The following is a 16,317-nucleotide window of genomic DNA, read 5'->3' on the forward strand; positions in this document are numbered from 1 at the left end:
CGTTCCACCTCAGACGACAGTGCGACACAATGCCTTCTCAAGGTTTGCCGGCCCGGGCCACTCCGCTACAACCACCAGCCCATGCGTCAGGAGAAGTTCGGCTCCTCCTCGTTGCAACCCATGTCCTCGTCGTCTACCTCCGGCGGGTCATCTTCTTCGGCGTCTTCGGAAGTGCCTGGGGCGTTAAGCCATCTATCGTTCACATCGCCGCCGTCCACGTCGTCGATTTCCGGCGGATCGCCATCTTCGATGTCGTCGGCCGGGCCGAATTCCGCCAACCACGCCATCGTCTCGCGGTCGGCCACGACCAGCAGCCAGGTGCCGGGCAGCGCCCAGGACACCTCGGCCGTCACATCGCCCTCGACCTCGCCGATGACGTCGGCACGCTCGATCAGCCGGGCCAGGATTTCCTCGGCATCGCTGGCCGTCCAATTGTGCCGCCGGCAGATCTTCGGCCGGATCACCGTGGCCTGCGCCGTCGCACGATCTGCCTTCGCCCAGCGGGGCGGGGCCGACATATCCGGCCCGCGGCGCTTCCGCGGGATCAGCATCGGGTTCTTTGCCAAGGTCAGCCCTCCCCCTCGGCCGGCACCGGCTCGTGTTCGCTCTTCAAGAGAGCCTCGATCTCGTCCAGAAGGTTCTCGACATACTCGCCGCCGCGGGCGACCGCCCTTCGGGTACGCGGATCGGCGCCGGAAGCGCCGTCGCCCATCAAGATCACCAGGTCTCTGACGGCCGACAGCCGGTCGAGGGCTTCCATGACCGTGCTCCAGGATACGGCCTTCATGGCTTGGCCTCCCGTGACCGGCGAGCTTCGACCTCGAGCTGGTGATCTTCCCTGGCCGCCTGTTTGGCCAAGGCCTGGACGAGAGCCACGATTTGCGGATCGGGTGCGGGTGGTCCCTGGGTCGGCTCCGGTCTCTTCCCTTTCCTGCTTTTGCGCGTTTTCGTGTCTGCTGTGGGGAAAGCTCCGCCAGCAGCCGAATTCGGATGTTTCGGCATGAAAAGCCTCCTTAAATGTGCTATATGCACCATGAAGGTGACAAACGCACTATACAAGGCTTTTTCATGGTGACAAGCGCACAAGTGCGTGCGGCGCGGGGGCTGCTCAATTGGACGGTCCGCGACCTAGCCGAGAAATCAGGGGTTCACCGGAACACGGTGACCAGGATCGAAACAGATGCGACAGCATCAGGTCATGCGCTCGCGGCCATCTGCACCGCCCTCGAGACGGCCGGCGTCGAGTTCATCGCCGAAAACGGCGGCGGGGCCGGGGTCCGGCTTCGGAAGACGACGGGCTATTCTTCGGAGGGGTAGAGGAAGGCATATTCTGGCCCCAACTTGTGGACATCCAATAGGCACGCCGAATATAGATCGATGATGTCAGCGATCAGTTGCTTCCGCGCCTTTCCCCGGATGTCGTCGAAATGCCAGATTTCGGCGTGGCGAAGCTGCTCCATTGCCTGGCGACGGGCTTCATGCACACGCTCGATTTTAGGTCTCAAGGCAAGAGGAACATCGCTCGCCCGCCATCGCACCAGCATGAGGGTGATGGTCTGCATTTTTTGATTGAACGACTTGGAACCGTCGGCGAGCAGTTCGACCGAACTGCGGAGATCCAAAAGTGTCTGCACGTGTGACGTCCAGCCCGAAGGCATTGCAGTCGCCATCACCTCGCCTCGCTTCCCTCTTCAGCATTTCGTCGATCTCTATCGGCGTCACTGTCTTGCTACAAATCGAGCCGACCTTGTGCTGCCTCGGGCGGCAGCGGCAAGGCGTGACTGGCCACCACTGCCAGCCCCGCACCACGCGCCAGCGTTGCGAGATTGCCGTCATCCGAATAGATCGCTGTTGCGCCGGCCACCCGTCCGATGGCGACAATCTGGCGGTCGACCTTGACCTTCTGCCAGGGTGCGGCGCTGCCGGTCCTCTTGTCGCCGGCGTCGATCGCCGCCTTGGTCATGGCAGCGACTTCGACGGCCGCCCGCAGGTCGAAGGGCAGCAACTCGAATCGACTGCTCTTGCCGATGATGGCGAGATAGGCTGGACCCGCAGACCCTGCGTGCACCAGGACTTCGGCGACAGCCGGCATCGGAATGCCGATGGCTTCGCCCTGTTTCGCCAGTGTGGCGATCAGGTGATCGACACGCGCCTTGTGATGAGTCAGCGGGGCGCCAGTCGCAGGGTCGCTCGGCACCGCCACCGCGGGATCGAGCAACAGCAGCAGAAAGTTGGCGTCGAAGATGACCATCAGTGGGCGCTGTCCTCGTCGCCCCGGATCGCGGCGAGAGTGGCGAGCGGATCGGCCACTTTGCGCCATCCGTTCCCTGTCACGGCTCGCAGCTGCTCGACGACGTCAGCCATCGGCGTGCCGTCCAGAACCTCGAAATCCTTGATGGTCAATTCCTTGAGGGTCCATGTGCCGTCGCCCTCGCGGTGCCAGGTCGCGGGGCCGCGCACCCTGATTGTCGCCTCGAAGAGATGTGCAGCAATCGCCCGTGCCATGCTGCGACTGGCCTTGCAGTGATATTCGCGCCCGGCCAATCCCGGCGCCTGAAGGTGGACCGCTACACTGTCTTTGCGGCCACCGACCTTGATCGGCACCCCGTCGACGCTGCTGGCCTGGGTGACGCTGCCATAGTCGATCGGTTTGGGGCGGTTCTTGCCGGGAAACTCGATCACCACGGCGTCCTGGTCATAGGCCAGTGTGCCGGTGGCATTGTCGTCAGCCAACATGCCATCGATCCGGCGGAAGGCCCTTGTCGCGTCGCTCGGCCCCTCCCCCAGGCGCATGGCCTCAAGGCGGGCTTCGACCTTCGGCTGATCCTCGACATCGACCCTGTGGACCAATTGCACGCTGCCTTGATCGAGACGAACGAAATGAACTGCCTTCTCGTTGCCGAGAAGGGCCGCCAGCTCCGCCATGTATTCTGCCAGACGCGCCATGGGGATCGTGTCCGGGCGCCAGGCGTCGATCTTGAACCGCAGGTCGTCCACAGTGGCCTCCTGATGCTGATGATTATCCGCAGCAGGTGGCGACGTCCAGCACCACCACCCGCCGAAGCCGCACGCCCGACACGCGAACGCCGTTCGCCTCGCCGGGCAGCAGTTTAGAACCGTTCAATTCACGTCCCAACTTGTCCCAACCTCTCAGCGCAGGTTGGGACAGCGAATTTCCCTTTGAATTCAGCGCTGTACCAACTGTCCCAACCTGTCCCAACCGAAATTGGTCATGTCCTGCGGCGGTTTGCTGGTTTCGGGGCCTTCGACAGGGGCTCCACATCCCCCTCTCGGCCCGTGGCGCCGGCCTGGAGCGCCGCGGAAACCCTGCCCTCCACCTGGTCGGACAGTTGCCGCAGGGGGCCGTGATCGGGGTTCACATAGCGGCCGGTCATGGCCACGGTCTTGTGGCTCAGCTTGTCGCGGATCAGGAAAGCATTGGCGCCGGCCTGGCCCGCATAGGTGCCGACCGTGTGGCGCGCGTCATGGATGCGGACATCGGCGATGTCGGCCGCTTCCCGGAATTTGTGCCACCAGGCTTTCAGCGTCGAATAGGGCAATGGCTTCCTGGGGTTCACATAGCCTGCCAGGACCCAGGCCGAACCCTGGCGCGGCCTGTCGGCCAGCAGGGCAATGGTGACCGACCCCACGGTCACCGTTTTCGCGCCGGTCTTGCTGTCGGCGAAATGGAAGGTGCCGGCCTCGAAGTCAATATCGTCCCATTGCAGTTTCAGCAGCTCGCCTACCCGGCACCCCGTCAACAGCAGCAATTGAATACCCAAGATGACGACATCGGGCGCACCCTCGTCCCGTTCGAAGCGCCCCAGGACTTCACCGAGCCGCTTGACCTCCTCGGTCGCGAGGAAGCGTTCCCGGTGCCTGGTGCGATAACGCTCGATATGACGACATGGATTGGAACCGTCGGGCCTGTACCCCCATACCTCTGCCAGGTTCAGCATCTTCGACAGAATCGCCAGGGCGTGGTTCGCCTGATAGGGCGTGTCCTTGAGGCCGTGGTGGAAGCCGGCGATATCGCTCCGGGTGAGTGCTGCCACATTCCGCTGCCCCAACTGCGGGCGAACGACAGTGTCGACGACATATCGATAGGCTTTGGTCGTGCTCGGCTTGGTCTTGACCTCGACATGCTCGGCCATGAAGCGATCGGCCAACTGGTCGAGGGTGAAGCGCTGCGCCACGACAGCCTGCTTTTCGGTGGCCGGGTCGACTCCCCGCCGGACACCGGCAAGGATTACCTCGGCCTCTTTCCGCGCCTGCTCCGCCGTCCAGGGCTGCCCGTGCCGGCCGATGGTGAAGGTCTTCTTGGTCGCCGACCGTCCGCCGCCCATGCGGTAGCGCAGCTGGTAGACGCGGCATCCCCTCGGCGTCACCTTCAGTGTGAAGCCCGCCAGCTTGGTGTCGAAAACGAAGACATCGACCGCCTGCGGCTCGATACTTTCGACCAGCGTCTTGGTGATCTTTTCGCGCATCCCGGCGTAACCTCCCGAGCAATCCCAGCACCCACCCAGCACCCACGGCGGCGCAAAGGATAGAACGGGAAGGGAACGCATGTAAACGAAGCAGACCCTTTAACATATTGAAATTGCATGGAAAATCACAGAATGGCAAAAATAGGCGACACAACCAAAGGTGGGTCAGCGGAAATCGTCAATCTGCGCCAGGCCCGCAAGGCGAAGAAGCGGCGCGAGGCCGAAGTCCAGGCGGCCGAGAACCGCGTCCGCTTCGGCCGCCCTGGGGCCGAGCGCAAACGCGACGCCGCCGAGAAGGAACTCGAAACCCGCCGACTCGACGGCCACCGCCTCGACCGCGACGACGATCAGGGGTGACCAATCGCCTCGGCGACCAGTCCTTCGGTCAGCAACTGGGGCAGCACGCGGGGCGCGCCGCTGCCGGCCGGAAACAGCAGGTAGAGCGGCACGCCGGAGCGCCCGTTTTCCGTCAACAGGCGGGAGATTTCGGGATCGCGGTTGGTCCAGTCGCCGACCATGTAGACCGTGCCGGTCTCTTCCATCGCCTTTTTCACCGCCGGCCGCTCCAACGCCACCTTCTCGTTCACGAGGCAGGTGATGCACCAGGCGGCGGTCAGATTGACGAAGACCGGCTTGCCCGCGGCGCGCAGCTCGGCCAGGCGGGCGGGCGAATAGGCTTCGGCCCCGGCCGCCGCGGCCAACCCCTGTTCGCTGGTGCCGAGCCCGCCGACCGGCATTCCGGCGAGGCCGAGGGCGACCAGCACGGCAGCGAAAGCGGCCATGCGCGCCCCGCCCCCGGCGAATTCCCGGACCAGGAAGGCGGCGAAGGCGATCAGCAGGATGCCGCCGCCGGCCGCGGCCACCGCCATCGGCCCGGCCTGCACGGCGAGCACCCAGACCAGCCAGACGCAGGAGGCGAACATGGGAAAGGCCAACAGCCGCTTCAGCCGCACCATCCAGGCCCCGGGTTTGGGCAGGCGCCGGCCCAGCGCCGGCACCAGGGCGACCGCCAGGAAGGGCGACGACAGGCCGAGTCCGAGGAAGAGGAAGATCGCATAGGCTTCAACGATGGGCCGTGTCAGGGCGAAGCCGAGGGCCGCCCCCATGAAGGGCGCCGAACAGGGCGTCGCCACCACGGCGGCCAGCAAGCCCGTCGAGAAGGAGCCGAGCACGCCGCCCCGCCGCGCCAGCCCGTCCCCGAGCCCCATGAGCCCGCTGCCGGTCGAAATGACGTCGAGCAACCAGAGCCCGAGGGCGAAGAAAAGGTAGGCGAGCAGGCCGACGATCAGCGGCGACTGAAGCTGGAAACCCCAGCCGATCGCCTCGCCCCCGGCGCGGAGCGCGATCAGCACGCCCGCCAGCACCGAGAAGCAGACGAGGACGCCGAGTGTATAGGCGATGCCGTGGCGCTGAGCATGGCCCGCCTCGCCCGAGCGCGCGAGGGAGAGCAGCTTGATCGAGAGCACCGGCAGCACGCAGGGCATCAGGTTGAGGATCAGCCCGCCCAGGAAGGCGAAGCCGAGTGCCAGCCAGAGGCCGAGGTCCGGCGCGGGCGCGGGCGCCGTAACCGCGGCGGCGGGTGGCGATGCGGCGGCGGGGGCCGGCGGCAGGGCCGCGTCGACGACATAGGCCCGGCGCCAGCCGTCGTTGGCGACCACCACGATGCCCTTCAGGGCACTGCCCTTGTAGGTGGAGTCGAGGGCGAATTCGAGGCTGTCGCCCGTGAAATTCTGCGGCGTGGCCGCGGCCACCGCGTCGTCCTCGGGGAAGAAATGCGCGCTCTTGGCCTGGACCTCCGCCGGCAGAGTCAGGCGCAGCGCCGCACCGTGGCGGATGGCGACGGCGGAGGCCGGCAGGGGCAACGGCAGGCGGTCGCGCGCCCGCTCGAAACCCAGCGCCCGGCCGGCGTTGGGTTCCGCTGCACCGGCCGCGACCGGCACGTCGAGGCTGAGATCCGCCCCCTCGGGCACGCAGATCGTCTCGCAGATCAGCCAATCGGCCCGCGCCTTGAGGCTCAGCACAGGGCCCTGGAAGCCGGTCGGGACGGTGACCTCGGTCAGCAGCCAGGTCTCGCCCTCATAGCCGTAATTGACCAGGGGGCCGACCGGGATCGCCTCCGGGAAGGGCCATTGGATCGGCCCTGCGGTGACCCCTTCGGGCAGACTCCAGGCGATCGTGGTGGCGAGGCCGGTGTCGCCGGGGTTCAGCCAATAGGTATGCCAGCCCGGCCGCGCGACCAAGCGAAGCGCCACCGTCAGGCTCTGGCCCGGCACCGCGGCATGGTCGGCCACCAGCTCGACTTCCGCATTCTCGGTCTTCACCCCGGCCCGCGCGGCAAGCGGCATCAGCAGCGCCGCGACCAGGGCGAACAGCAGGAAGGCGAAATTGAAGCGGGAATCTCGGCGTGTCATGCTGCCTCTTATACGCAGGAATGAGGCCGTGTGATGATGCGCCGCCTTGCCGCTCTGCATTTTTTTCTGGTCCTGGTCTGCACCCTGATCCCTTCGGCACGGGCGGCGGAAAGGTTACACCTGACCGCCGATCTGCGCGCGGCGATCCTCACCGTCTGCCCCGATTGCGGCACCAGGGGCGTGATCGCCTGCGGTGACGCCGCGGTCGAGACCGGCCCCCGCTATTTCTCCCACGCCTTATTGGGCGAACCGCCGCGCGGCTTCCTGATGAGCTGGCCGCTGGGCGATGCCGACCTTCGCCATCTGGCCGAGACCCTGCCGCTCGCCGCCGCCGACCTCGCCGCCAAGGCGGGCTTCGAGGCCGCCACGCTGGTCGCCTTGGAGCCCGGCGGCAAGGCCCGCAGCCTGGGCCATCCGACCGCCACGGTCGCCTTCCCCCCTGCCCTGCACGCCTGCCTGGCCGATCCGGCCAAGCCCTGGGGTTGCTGCGTCGCCGATTGCGGCGCCCACGAATGCTGCGAGAAGTCGCTGGGCAGCCCCCGAATCGAACTCGCCTGGCGCGATGCCGAGTCGGGCGAGCGATTGACTTTCCGCTGGTCCCGGAACGGCTCTTCGCTCTTGATGCGGCGCGGTAGCGGGTTCTTGCGGGCCGATTATTTCTGCCTGGTCTGGGCGCCTCTTCGGCTCGATTGAGTGATTTCGGTCACATCCAGGGAATCCGGTCCGGAATCGTCACAAATTTCCACTTGCACCCCCAGGATATTCGCCTATATCTCCGCTCCAGACGCACCCGCACGTGCCCTTGGCCCACGGTGGTACAGCAACGACGTTAGGCGTCCTTTTTGGAATTTCCGGGGTTCGCCCCGAAACCCGAGAGGGAACCACGATGTTGGACCGTGAAGGCCGGAAGGCTGGCACTGCCCACTGCCACACCCGAGACGAAGCCGCCACCCAGTACATGGGGGGCCGGCAGGTGTTCGCCGCCGTCGGCAGCGATAGTCCCCTGCGCTCGAGTATGCGGGCGCCGGACTGACTTCCGGCGCCCGGCCCCGACGGGCCGACCTCGCATCCAAAACCTCACATCGCCGTTATTGCTTTGGGCCGCATCTGCTGCGGCACGCTTGGGACTACGCCAATGACCGAGAAGATCCGCCGCTTCCTCGACGAGCGCCGACCCGCCACCCCCTGCCTGGTGGTCGATCTCGACGTGATCGAGGACAACTATCGCAAGCTCAACCACCTGCTGCCCGCGGCGAAGATCTTCTACGCCGTGAAGGCCAATCCGATGCCGGAAGTGGTGGCGCGGCTGAATGCGCTGGGCTCGTCCTTCGACACCGCCTCGCGCGGTGAAATCGAGCTCGTGCTGTCGCAGGGGGCGAACCCTGAGAACGTTTCCTTCGGCAACACGATCAAGAAGGAAACCGACATCGCGACCGCCTATGCCCTGGGTGTGCGCCTGTTCGCCTTCGACTCTGACGCCGAGCTCGAGAAGATCGCCCGTTCGGCCCCCGGCTCGCGCGTGTTCTGCCGCGTGCTGGTCGAATGCGACGGTGCCGAATGGCCGCTGTCGCGCAAGTTCGGTTGCGCCCCCGAAATGGCGGCGGACCTGATGGTGCGCGCCCGCAGCCTGGGCCTCGACCCCTATGGCATCTCCTTCCACGTCGGCTCGCAGCAGACCGACCTCGGCCAGTGGGACAAGGCGGTGGGCGGCGTCGCCCGCCTGTTCTCGATCCTGCGCGAGCGCGATGTCGAGCTGCGCATGATCAACCTGGGCGGCGGCTTCCCGGCCAAGTACCGTTCGGACATCCCCCCGCTGGAAGCCTATGCCGAAGCGGTGATGGCGGCGATCTACGGCCATTTCGGCAATGCGATCCCCGACATCATCATCGAGCCGGGCCGCAGCATGGCAGGCGATGCCGGCGTGCTGCAGACCGAAGTCGTGCTGATCTCGAAGAAGGACACTGCCGAGGACAAGCGCTGGATCTACCTCGACGTCGGCAAATTCTCGGGTCTCGCCGAGACCATGGACGAGGCGATCAAATATCGCGTCGTCACTCCGCACGACGGCAAGGAAACGGGCCCGGTGATCCTGGCCGGCCCGACCTGCGATTCGGCGGACATCCTCTACGAGAAGGCGAGCTACGAACTGCCCGTCGACCTCCAGATCGGCGACAAGATCGAGATCCTGGCGACCGGCGCCTACACGACCTCCTATTCATCGGTGAACTTCAACGGCTTCGCGCCGCTGAACACCATCTGCATCTGACCCCCGTCTGGCGAAGGAACAGAACGATGATCAACGAACATTGGGGTTTCCGGGTCGGCGAGCGCATCACCGTTCCGGGTCTCTGGGGCGAGCAGATGGGCACCGTGATCGATTTCGCCACCCTGCAGGGGCGTAACGCCGGCCGTGTCGCCCATGTCGTGGTCTACCGCCTCGACGACGGCCGCGTGTCGAGCGACACGCCGGAGCGCCTGTTCCGCCTGAACCGCGGCGCCCGCGCCTTCGGCGGCGCCGACCCGCAGGCTCGCGCGGCGTAACAGCCGACGCCTTCAGGGAAAGGCCCGCCGGGAAACCGGCGGGCCTTTTCGATTCGCGGTGCCTTACGTGTCACCGCACGGCTGGCGGAATGGCGTCCATCGGGCCGGGCTCGGTGCCGAAGCCGCCCATCGGACAGACTTTCTGTTCCGCGATCGCCGTACCGGCCCAGAGGCACAAGGCGACCGCCAGAAGACGCCCGGAATCACTCGGCCCGGGTCGAATGCAGGATCAGGTCGTCCAGCGCCTTCAATTGCTGGTCCAATTCCGCCTGCTGGCGGGCGCGTTCGGCGGGATCGGCCGGCGGATGCTGTTCCAGCTCCCGCTGGCGGCGGCGCGCGGCGTCGAGCTGGGCCTGGGCGGCGTCGAGTTCGGCGGCCCTGGCGTTGCGGTTCTGGCGCGCCCGTTCATAGGCGGCCTGGAGCCGGTTCAGCTCGGCCTTCTGCTTGGCGTTCCGGGCACGGAGGGCATCGACCTGGGCGCTGGTCACCGCCGCCTCCGAGCGGGACTGGGCGGCGCGGGCCTGCATCTCCTGCGCCATCTGCTCGGCCCTGGCGGCATCGGCCTGGCGTTCGGCCACGCGCTGGTCGTAAGTGCCGTCGAGGACATTGCCGAGGCCGGAGAAATAGCCGGCCGAGGCCGGATTGGGATCGCGGGCACAGGCGCCGAGCAGCATGGCGCCGGCCAGCAGCGGCCAATAGTTCATCCTAGGCATCCGGCACCGCCGCCAGGGCGCGCGCCAGCTCGTCGCGGCTGCGCGCGATCTCGGCCTGGGAACGGCCGATGTCGGCATTGGCTTGGCCCAGCATGGAACGGCCTTGCGGCCCGGCATAGGCGGCGTCCTGGCCCATCTTCTGGCGCACGTCGTTGGCGTTGGAGAGCGCCTCGTCCATGCGTTGCAGGTCTTCGTTCATCACTTCGGTGCGGGCCGCGAAATCCTTGGCGCTGATCTGGCCGCGGCGGTACTGCTGCTCCAGCTCGGCGATGCGCTGGCGGTTCTCGGCCGCCACCCGGGCCGAGGACTGGGCGATCTGGCGGTAGGACTGGGCTTCGTTCTGGGCCGCCTGGATGCGCGCGTCCAGCGCCTGCTCCCGGCTCGCATATTGCTCGTTCTGGCTGGCGATGTAATAGCCGGAGGCACCGCCGACCAAGCCGCCGGCGACCGCGCCGATGGCCGCCCCACGACCCGCATGATGCGGGTCGGCCGCCGCGCCGATCAGGGCGCCGAGCAGCGCACCAGCGACGGCGCCGGTGCCCACCGTTTCGTTGAAGCGATCGGTCTGCGACCGCAGGGCCGATTGGGCCGGGGTCAAGGACTGGTCGTAATAGCCACCGCCGTAAGGATCGCCGCCATAGCGCCCGCCGGAAGCGCAGCCCGCGAGTCCGAGCGCCGCCGCCAGCGCGAGCGTGCCGCCCAGACGAACCATATGGCGCGAACGCCGCCGAACCATGCCGACCTCCCAGATCCAATAGCCCGTGGAACCAACGGCCGGGCCGCGGCCGGGTTCCGCCCTATTCCAACAACTGACGATACCAACGGTCGTCATTCTGCGACGGGTGCGCGGCATAGTCAGTGACTTGAGCCACAAAGAGCTTGGCGAAACGGCTGAAGCTGGCAAGCCCCTGGGCCTCGAATTCCGCCGTCGCCACGCCCAGCGCCTTGGCCAGGCGGGCGGCGTCGGCATCGTCCGCCGTTTGCACCAGGATATCACGATAGGCCCGTTTCGAGATGTCGAGCGCCTGCTGCGTCGTTTCGTAGAGAGTCTTCCATTCGTCGGCATCGGCCGGGTTGCCGGCCCGGCTCCGTTCCGCCAGTTCCCAGCGCGCCTTCACCGGCGCCAGGCGGCGGTCGAGGTCGCGGATCGAGCGGATCATGGCCGCGGCGGCATAGATGGTCGATTTGGCCGAACGCGTCTCCGCCTCGTCCCGCGCCGCGCGTTCGGCCCCCAAGGCATCGGCGATCGTCTCGACGGCGCGCCGCATGTCGGGGTCGGTCGCGTCGTCGGAAAGGCGGCGCAGCAGGGCGACCGGATCGGTCTCCCCCGCCCGGCCACGCTGGATCGCCACGAAGGCATCGCGGAGCGCCTGGATGCGCGACTGGCTGACCGAGACGGGAGCCGAAACGACCAGACGGAAGCCCACGCTGGGCAGCCGCGTCGCCTTGCCGGTGGCGGCGTCATAGGGCGGGATCTCGAGCCGGAGCGAGGAACGCAACCGCCCCTCCGCCGTGCGGAAATCGCCGCCCCTGGCGATCTGCCCGCCGGCCTGGCCATGCAGCCGCGCGACCCGGACCAGGCGATAGGGCTCCAGCACCCATTCCGCGGCATTGCCCAGCACGTCATAGAGGCCGAGCGGATTGGGCTTCAGCAGGCCGACCGGGTGCAACTGCCCGTCGGCCGAGGCCGGCCCGTCGATCCAGGCATAGGCGGCGGCGCCTTCCGGCATCGGGAAGGTGCGGGCGCGGAAATCGGCCTCGGAAACGGCGGCCCCGCCCCTGGCCGCGAATTCCCATTCGGCCTCGGTCGGCAGGCGCAGGAAGGCCGTGGTGTCGCCCTGCTTGGGCAGGCTGCCCTTGGCATTGGCGAGCAGCCATTCGGTGTATTTCTCGGTAAAGCCGACACCGTCGAACCAGGAGAGATTGACTGCCGGCAGGCGCCCCTGCATCGAGGGCGCCGGGCATTGGCCGCTGGTGACGGCGGCAAATTGATCGGCCGTGACCTCGTATTTGCCGATCAGGAAGCGCCGCCTGCCCTTGCCGTCGACGAGGCCGCCGGCGAGATAGTCCTTCCGGCTGTGCTCGACATAATCCGTCTCGGGATCGCTCAGCCCGAGCGTCACCTGGCGGTCGTCCAGCGGCCCCGCCGCGGCATCGCCGGCCGGCGTCTCGACCACACGGAAGGCCATGGCGCCGCCGCAGGGCATGGGCAGCACGACGTCGTCCCCCGCCGCCTGCGGGTTCCAATATTTGGCGTCCCAATCCGCGGCGAAGGCAGGCGCCGGCAGCAGCAGGAGCGCGAGCAGGATTCCGAAGGCTCTAGCCATGGCGCATCCCCTCCCCCGGTTCGACTCGCGCCGCCGCGATGCCCGCCGCCCCGGCCGACACCAGGGCCACCAGCACGGCGAAGCCGGCCACCGCCGCCAGCTGTTCGGGCCCGAGCCGGCACAGATCCTCGCCCCCCGGCAGCCCGGCCGAAAAGCGCGCATTGATCACCGCCGCCCCGCCGAAGAAGGTGCCGACGGCAAGGGCGCTGCCGGCGAGCGCGATGGCCAAGCCCTGGAACAGCGGATATCCCGCCATGCCCCGGAGCGACAGCCCCATGAGGCGGAGTAGCGCCAATTCGCCCCGCTTCCGCGCGACATGGCCGATCAGGCTGGCGCCGAGCGAGACGGCGAAACCGGCCCCGCCGATCACCGCGACGATGAGGAAGATCGCGGTCAGATTGCGGTCGAGGCGGAGCACGGTTTCGATCTCGTCCGCCCGCGTGGTCACCGTATAGCCCCGGGCCTCGAAGGCGGCGGCCACCGTCGCCACCGCTTCCAGGTCTGCGGCGACCGCGCGGAACCCGGCATAGGCCCGGATCGCCAGCGTATTCGGCCCGTCCCAGCCGAATCGCGGCACCGGCCGGCCGTCCCGGTAGTCTTCCAGCGCCGCCAGCAGCGGCAGGGAGACGAAGGCGCCGTCCCGCCCGAAGGCGGACAGCGGCGCGATGCCGGCGACCGTCAGAGTCAGGCTCTTGCCCTCCACCGTCTCGCCCAGGCGGCGCTGCACGGCGAGGCGGATCTTGTCGCCCGCGGCGAGGCCCAGATGTTCCGCCGTCGGCGCCGCCAGGACGAGCTGGTCGTCGCCCGCCGGTGCCGCCACGGGGGCGATCAGGGGATCGCCCGGCCCGCTCGGCACCAGTTCGGCGGTCAAGGCGCCGCTACCGTCCGCCCGGGCGAGCGTCGCGGTGGCGGCCAATTGCCGGGTGCGGCCGACGATGAAGACGACGCCGGGCAGCCGGCCGAGCGCCTCGATCTCACTTGCTTCCAGCGTCCGATTGCCGAGGGAGGAGACTTCCCGCATCCGCGGGTCCTGCAGCAACTGGCCGCGCAACGTATCGACCACCCCGGTCTTGAGACCGAGCAGGACCAGGAGCGGCGCCATGATCGCCGCCAGCGCCACCATGAAACAGGCGGCGAGGCCCCGCTCGTGCCAGAGGTCGGCGAGCGCCAGGCGAAGGCTCAGCATGGCACGAAGACCGCGGTGGTGCCCCCCGCCCCCGTCGTGATCCGGGGCGACAGGCGCAAGGGGGCCCGCCCGGCCAGACCGTCGGCATCATGGCTGGCGATCACCAGGGCGGAACCGGCGGAAGCCTCGAACAGGAGGTCGAGGATCGCCGCCGCGCGCACCGGATCGACCGAGGCGGTGGGTTCGTCGGCGAGCACGAGCAGCGGGCGATGGGCGAGCGCCCGGGCGATGGCGACGCGCTGGCGCTGGCCGACCGACAGGCTCTCCGGCATCCGGGGCAGCAGGTCGGCGATTTCGAGCCTTTGCGCCAAGTCCGCGATCCGCGCCCGGTCCGGCCGGCCGGACAGGCGCTGGGTCAGCGCGATATTGCCTTCGACCGAGAGATAGGGCAGCAGGCCGCCGGTCTGCGGCACATAGCCGATCAGGCGGGCGCGCAGCCGGGCCAGCGCCTCCCGCCCCCGGCCGCCGCGCTGCCACAGGCGGGCGAGGTCGACCGGCGTGCCGTCCATGTTCAGGGTGAAGCGGCGCGCCACAGAAGGCGCCAGCGCCAGGGCGAGGACGTCGATCAACGTGCTTTTGCCCGAACCGGAAGGCCCGGTCAGCACGATCCGGCTGTCCGGTGCGATCGACAGGGCCGCCACCTCGACGCGGTAGGTACCGCCCTCCCCCTGCCAGCCATAGGCGAGGTCTTCGACCTCGATCACGGCCATCAGGGCAGCGCCTCCAAGGGCACGGGGAAATAGGAATCGCCCGCCGCCTGGCCCTCGCCGAAGGAGACCCAGAGAGCCGGCGTCGCGTCGAATTCGGCATAGAGGCGGAGCTTCGCTTCGATCGTATCGAGGATCTCGCGCTGGGCCGACGGCCCCATGGCGAGCCATTCGGATTCGCCGAGGCCGAGCACCTGGCTCTTGTAGGGCAAGTCCTGGAGATATTCGCCGAGCAGGTCGCCCAGATTGCCGACCTGGCGCACCTGGGAAGGGTCGCGCGCCGTGGCGGCGGCGGCGGAGCGGAGTTCGGCAAAGAAATCCTGGGGCGACAGCCGGCTCTGCTCGCCCTTGTCGAGAATCAGCCTGAGCGCCGTCGCGAGGTCGGAGAGCTGGTTCTTGGTCAGGAGCACGCGAACGTCGAGCGCCGGAATATTGGGCCTCGTGGTGTCGCGGTCCGAGGTCCAGGCCTTGAACACGTCCGGCGCCCGGGTGCCCTGCGTCCGCCCGAGATAGGCGAGCCGCATGGCATAGCCGACGATGGCGCTCTGTTCCTCGATCGTCGGGGTTGCCGCCGCAGCGGGGGCCGGTGCCGGTGCCGGCGTGGCGGCGGCGACCGTGGCCTGGGCCTGGGCGACCAGGGCGTCGACCAGGCGGTCGACGGTCTGGCCGAGGGCGTCGGCGGTGCCGCCGGGCACCGGGAAATAGAGGCTGCCGGCGCCCGGGAAGCGGGTCAGCTCGACATATTGCGCCTTGGCCCTGGCGTGGTCGTTCACCCCGGGCGGGGTCAACAGGTGAAGGGCGAAGATGGCGATCCCCTTGGTCCGGGCGAGCTGGTTCAACTGCTCGGGGCCGAGGCGTGTCTCGCTCAGGGGGTCGTTGGCCGCCCGGCTGCCGGCATCGGTGATCAGCACGACGTAGCGCCCGCCGAAGGGCGCCCAATCCATGCCGTCGATCGCCGTCTTGATGCCGGCGAAACTGTCTTCGTAGAAATTCGGGCTGGAGACGTCGGCTGCCTTCATCTGGTCGAGCGCCGCCAGCGTCTCCTCCGGCTTGCGGTCGACCGAGAGGGGCGAAAAGACGCGCGAAACATAGGCCAGGGCGGGCGTCACCTTGGCATTGTCGCGGAAGCCGACGACGCCGAAACGGACGCTGTCGGCGAAGGGCGTGCCCTTGATCTTGTCGTAGATCCGGCGCACCGCCTCGCGCGTCCGCTCGATATGGGGCTGCATCGAGGTCGAATTGTCGATCACCACGGTAATGCCGACCTTGAAGGCGGCAAGCGCCGCGGCGGGATCGGCCGGCGGCGCGGTGGCCGGCGGCGGCGTGGCCCCCGCCGCCGGCACCGAGGCGACTTCGAGCAGGCGGGCGGCGAAACCGTCGTCGGTCAGCACCGAATCCGCCTGCAGGATGGGCAGCAGGTAGAATTGCTTGGCGATGTCGACATAGGTCGGCGGTTCGATCGCCAGCACCGGGCTATCCGCCGGCAGGCGGTCGCCGATCGCAGCATTGCGCAACTCGGTTGCCTCGGCCGCGCGGCGGGGCGAGGACATGAGCTTGGCGATGGCGTCCCGATCCTTGAGGAACAGCACCCGTTCCCGCGCGGCGGGACTGGCGAAGGCGACGGTCAGGCTCTGCTTCCAGTCGATCGCCTGGTCGGCCCGGATGAAGCCGGCGACCGTGCCCCTGGTATCGCGCCCGACCTCGACGTAAGCGGTGCCGCCCGCGTTCTGCCGGCCATAGACGTAGAAGACGCTGAAGGCCGGCACCGGCTTGCCGCTGCCCGCCATGGGATCGGCCACCAATTGGGCGCCAGGCCTGCTCAGCACGCGCTGGAACAGGGTCTTCTTGCCCTCGATCAGCAGGGGCTGGCGGGCGAAGGCGGGCGCCAGGCCGCCGGCCAGGGCCAGGCAGGCGCAGAGCAGGAACAGCAGCCGCCGCATCGAAA

At 68.0% G+C, this 16,317-nt stretch carries 18 protein-coding genes; 5 read left to right on the forward strand and 13 right to left on the reverse strand.

Annotation, left to right across the window (positions count from 1 at the left end):
* Positions 1–86: 86 nt before the first annotated feature.
* Positions 87–566 (reverse strand): hypothetical protein, encoded by a 480-nt coding sequence (locus WC493_RS01625; protein ID WP_373061831.1) that lies wholly within the window; start codon positions 564–566, stop codon positions 87–89.
* A gap of 2 nt (positions 567–568) precedes the next feature.
* Complete coding sequence (locus WC493_RS01630) at positions 569–787, reverse strand: hypothetical protein (RefSeq protein WP_373061833.1); 219 nt, start codon at positions 785–787, stop codon at positions 569–571.
* A 281-nt stretch (positions 788–1,068) separates the two neighbouring features.
* Between WC493_RS01630 and WC493_RS01635 the strand changes: the two genes are divergently transcribed.
* The gene (locus tag WC493_RS01635) at positions 1,069–1,317 is read left to right on the forward strand and encodes a helix-turn-helix domain-containing protein (RefSeq protein ID WP_373061905.1); all 249 of its coding nucleotides are present in this window, start codon (positions 1,069–1,071) and stop codon (positions 1,315–1,317) included.
* On the opposite strand, the gene WC493_RS01640 is transcribed toward WC493_RS01635, so the two are convergent.
* The 4 genes from WC493_RS01640 to WC493_RS01655 all read right to left on the reverse strand — a co-directional run bounded on the left by WC493_RS01640 (position 1,299) and on the right by WC493_RS01655 (position 4,487).
* Complete coding sequence (locus WC493_RS01640; protein WP_373061835.1) at positions 1,299–1,670, reverse strand: hypothetical protein; 372 nt, start codon at positions 1,668–1,670, stop codon at positions 1,299–1,301. The two genes, WC493_RS01635 and WC493_RS01640, sit on opposite strands and share 19 nt — an antisense overlap.
* A 59-nt stretch (positions 1,671–1,729) precedes the next feature.
* Positions 1,730–2,251 (reverse strand): hypothetical protein, encoded by a 522-nt coding sequence (locus WC493_RS01645; RefSeq protein ID WP_373061837.1) that lies wholly within the window; start codon positions 2,249–2,251, stop codon positions 1,730–1,732.
* Positions 2,251–2,997, reverse strand: a complete 747-nt coding sequence (locus WC493_RS01650) for a hypothetical protein (RefSeq protein WP_373061839.1) — start codon at positions 2,995–2,997, stop codon at positions 2,251–2,253. Before WC493_RS01650 ends, WC493_RS01645 begins: the two co-directional genes overlap by 1 nt.
* 233 nt (positions 2,998–3,230) lie before the next feature.
* Positions 3,231–4,487, reverse strand: coding sequence for a tyrosine-type recombinase/integrase (locus WC493_RS01655; protein WP_373061841.1), 1,257 nt, complete (start codon positions 4,485–4,487; stop codon positions 3,231–3,233).
* A gap of 132 nt (positions 4,488–4,619) precedes the next feature.
* On the opposite strand from WC493_RS01655, the gene WC493_RS01660 reads away from it, so the two are divergent.
* Complete coding sequence (locus WC493_RS01660) at positions 4,620–4,844, forward strand: DUF4169 family protein (RefSeq protein WP_373061843.1); 225 nt, start codon at positions 4,620–4,622, stop codon at positions 4,842–4,844.
* On the opposite strand, the gene WC493_RS01665 is transcribed toward WC493_RS01660, so the two are convergent.
* Entirely contained in the window at positions 4,835–6,898 is a 2,064-nt protein-coding gene (locus tag WC493_RS01665) for a protein-disulfide reductase DsbD family protein (protein ID WP_373061845.1), read from the reverse strand. The genes WC493_RS01660 and WC493_RS01665 overlap by 10 nt on opposite strands.
* A 33-nt stretch (positions 6,899–6,931) precedes the next feature.
* Here WC493_RS01665 and WC493_RS01670 point away from each other — a divergent pair, with 33 nt between their 5' ends.
* The 3 genes from WC493_RS01670 (at position 6,932) to WC493_RS01680 (ending at position 9,439) form a co-directional block, all read left to right on the forward strand.
* On the forward strand, positions 6,932–7,591 hold the full coding sequence (locus WC493_RS01670; RefSeq protein ID WP_373061847.1) for a hypothetical protein: 660 nt from the start codon (positions 6,932–6,934) through the stop codon (positions 7,589–7,591).
* A gap of 442 nt (positions 7,592–8,033) precedes the next feature.
* Positions 8,034–9,164 (forward strand): type III PLP-dependent enzyme, encoded by a 1,131-nt coding sequence (locus WC493_RS01675; protein WP_373061849.1) that lies wholly within the window; start codon positions 8,034–8,036, stop codon positions 9,162–9,164.
* 26 nt (positions 9,165–9,190) lie between these two features.
* Entirely contained in the window at positions 9,191–9,439 is a 249-nt protein-coding gene (locus WC493_RS01680) for a hypothetical protein (RefSeq protein ID WP_373061851.1), read from the forward strand.
* A gap of 203 nt (positions 9,440–9,642) precedes the next feature.
* Here WC493_RS01680 and WC493_RS01685 read toward each other — a convergent pair whose 3' ends face one another.
* The 6 genes from WC493_RS01685 to WC493_RS01710 form a co-directional block, all read right to left on the reverse strand.
* Positions 9,643–10,143: a hypothetical protein gene (locus WC493_RS01685; protein WP_373061853.1), complete on the reverse strand. Its 501-nt coding sequence runs from the start codon at positions 10,141–10,143 to the stop codon at positions 9,643–9,645.
* A gap of 1 nt (position 10,144) precedes the next feature.
* Positions 10,145–10,888 carry a YMGG-like glycine zipper-containing protein gene (locus WC493_RS01690; protein WP_373061855.1) on the reverse strand — a complete coding sequence of 248 codons (744 nt, stop codon included), beginning with the start codon at positions 10,886–10,888 and terminating at the stop codon, positions 10,145–10,147.
* A 61-nt stretch (positions 10,889–10,949) separates the two neighbouring features.
* Entirely contained in the window at positions 10,950–12,479 is a 1,530-nt protein-coding gene (locus tag WC493_RS01695) for a formylglycine-generating enzyme family protein (protein ID WP_373061857.1), read from the reverse strand.
* On the reverse strand, positions 12,472–13,665 hold the full coding sequence (locus WC493_RS01700) for an ABC transporter permease (protein WP_373061859.1): 1,194 nt from the start codon (positions 13,663–13,665) through the stop codon (positions 12,472–12,474). The genes WC493_RS01695 and WC493_RS01700 overlap by 8 nt, the downstream gene beginning before the upstream one ends.
* Positions 13,659–14,375 carry an ABC transporter ATP-binding protein gene (locus tag WC493_RS01705; RefSeq protein WP_373061861.1) on the reverse strand — a complete coding sequence of 239 codons (717 nt, stop codon included), beginning with the start codon at positions 14,373–14,375 and terminating at the stop codon, positions 13,659–13,661. Before WC493_RS01705 ends, WC493_RS01700 begins: the two co-directional genes overlap by 7 nt.
* Positions 14,375–16,312, reverse strand: a complete 1,938-nt coding sequence (locus WC493_RS01710) for a vWA domain-containing protein (protein WP_373061863.1) — start codon at positions 16,310–16,312, stop codon at positions 14,375–14,377. The genes WC493_RS01705 and WC493_RS01710 overlap by 1 nt, the downstream gene beginning before the upstream one ends.
* Positions 16,313–16,317: the final 5 nt, after the last annotated feature.

It is taken from the genome of Zavarzinia sp., assembly GCF_041650655.1.
In the GTDB taxonomy this organism is placed as follows: domain Bacteria; phylum Pseudomonadota; class Alphaproteobacteria; order Zavarziniales; family Zavarziniaceae; genus Zavarzinia.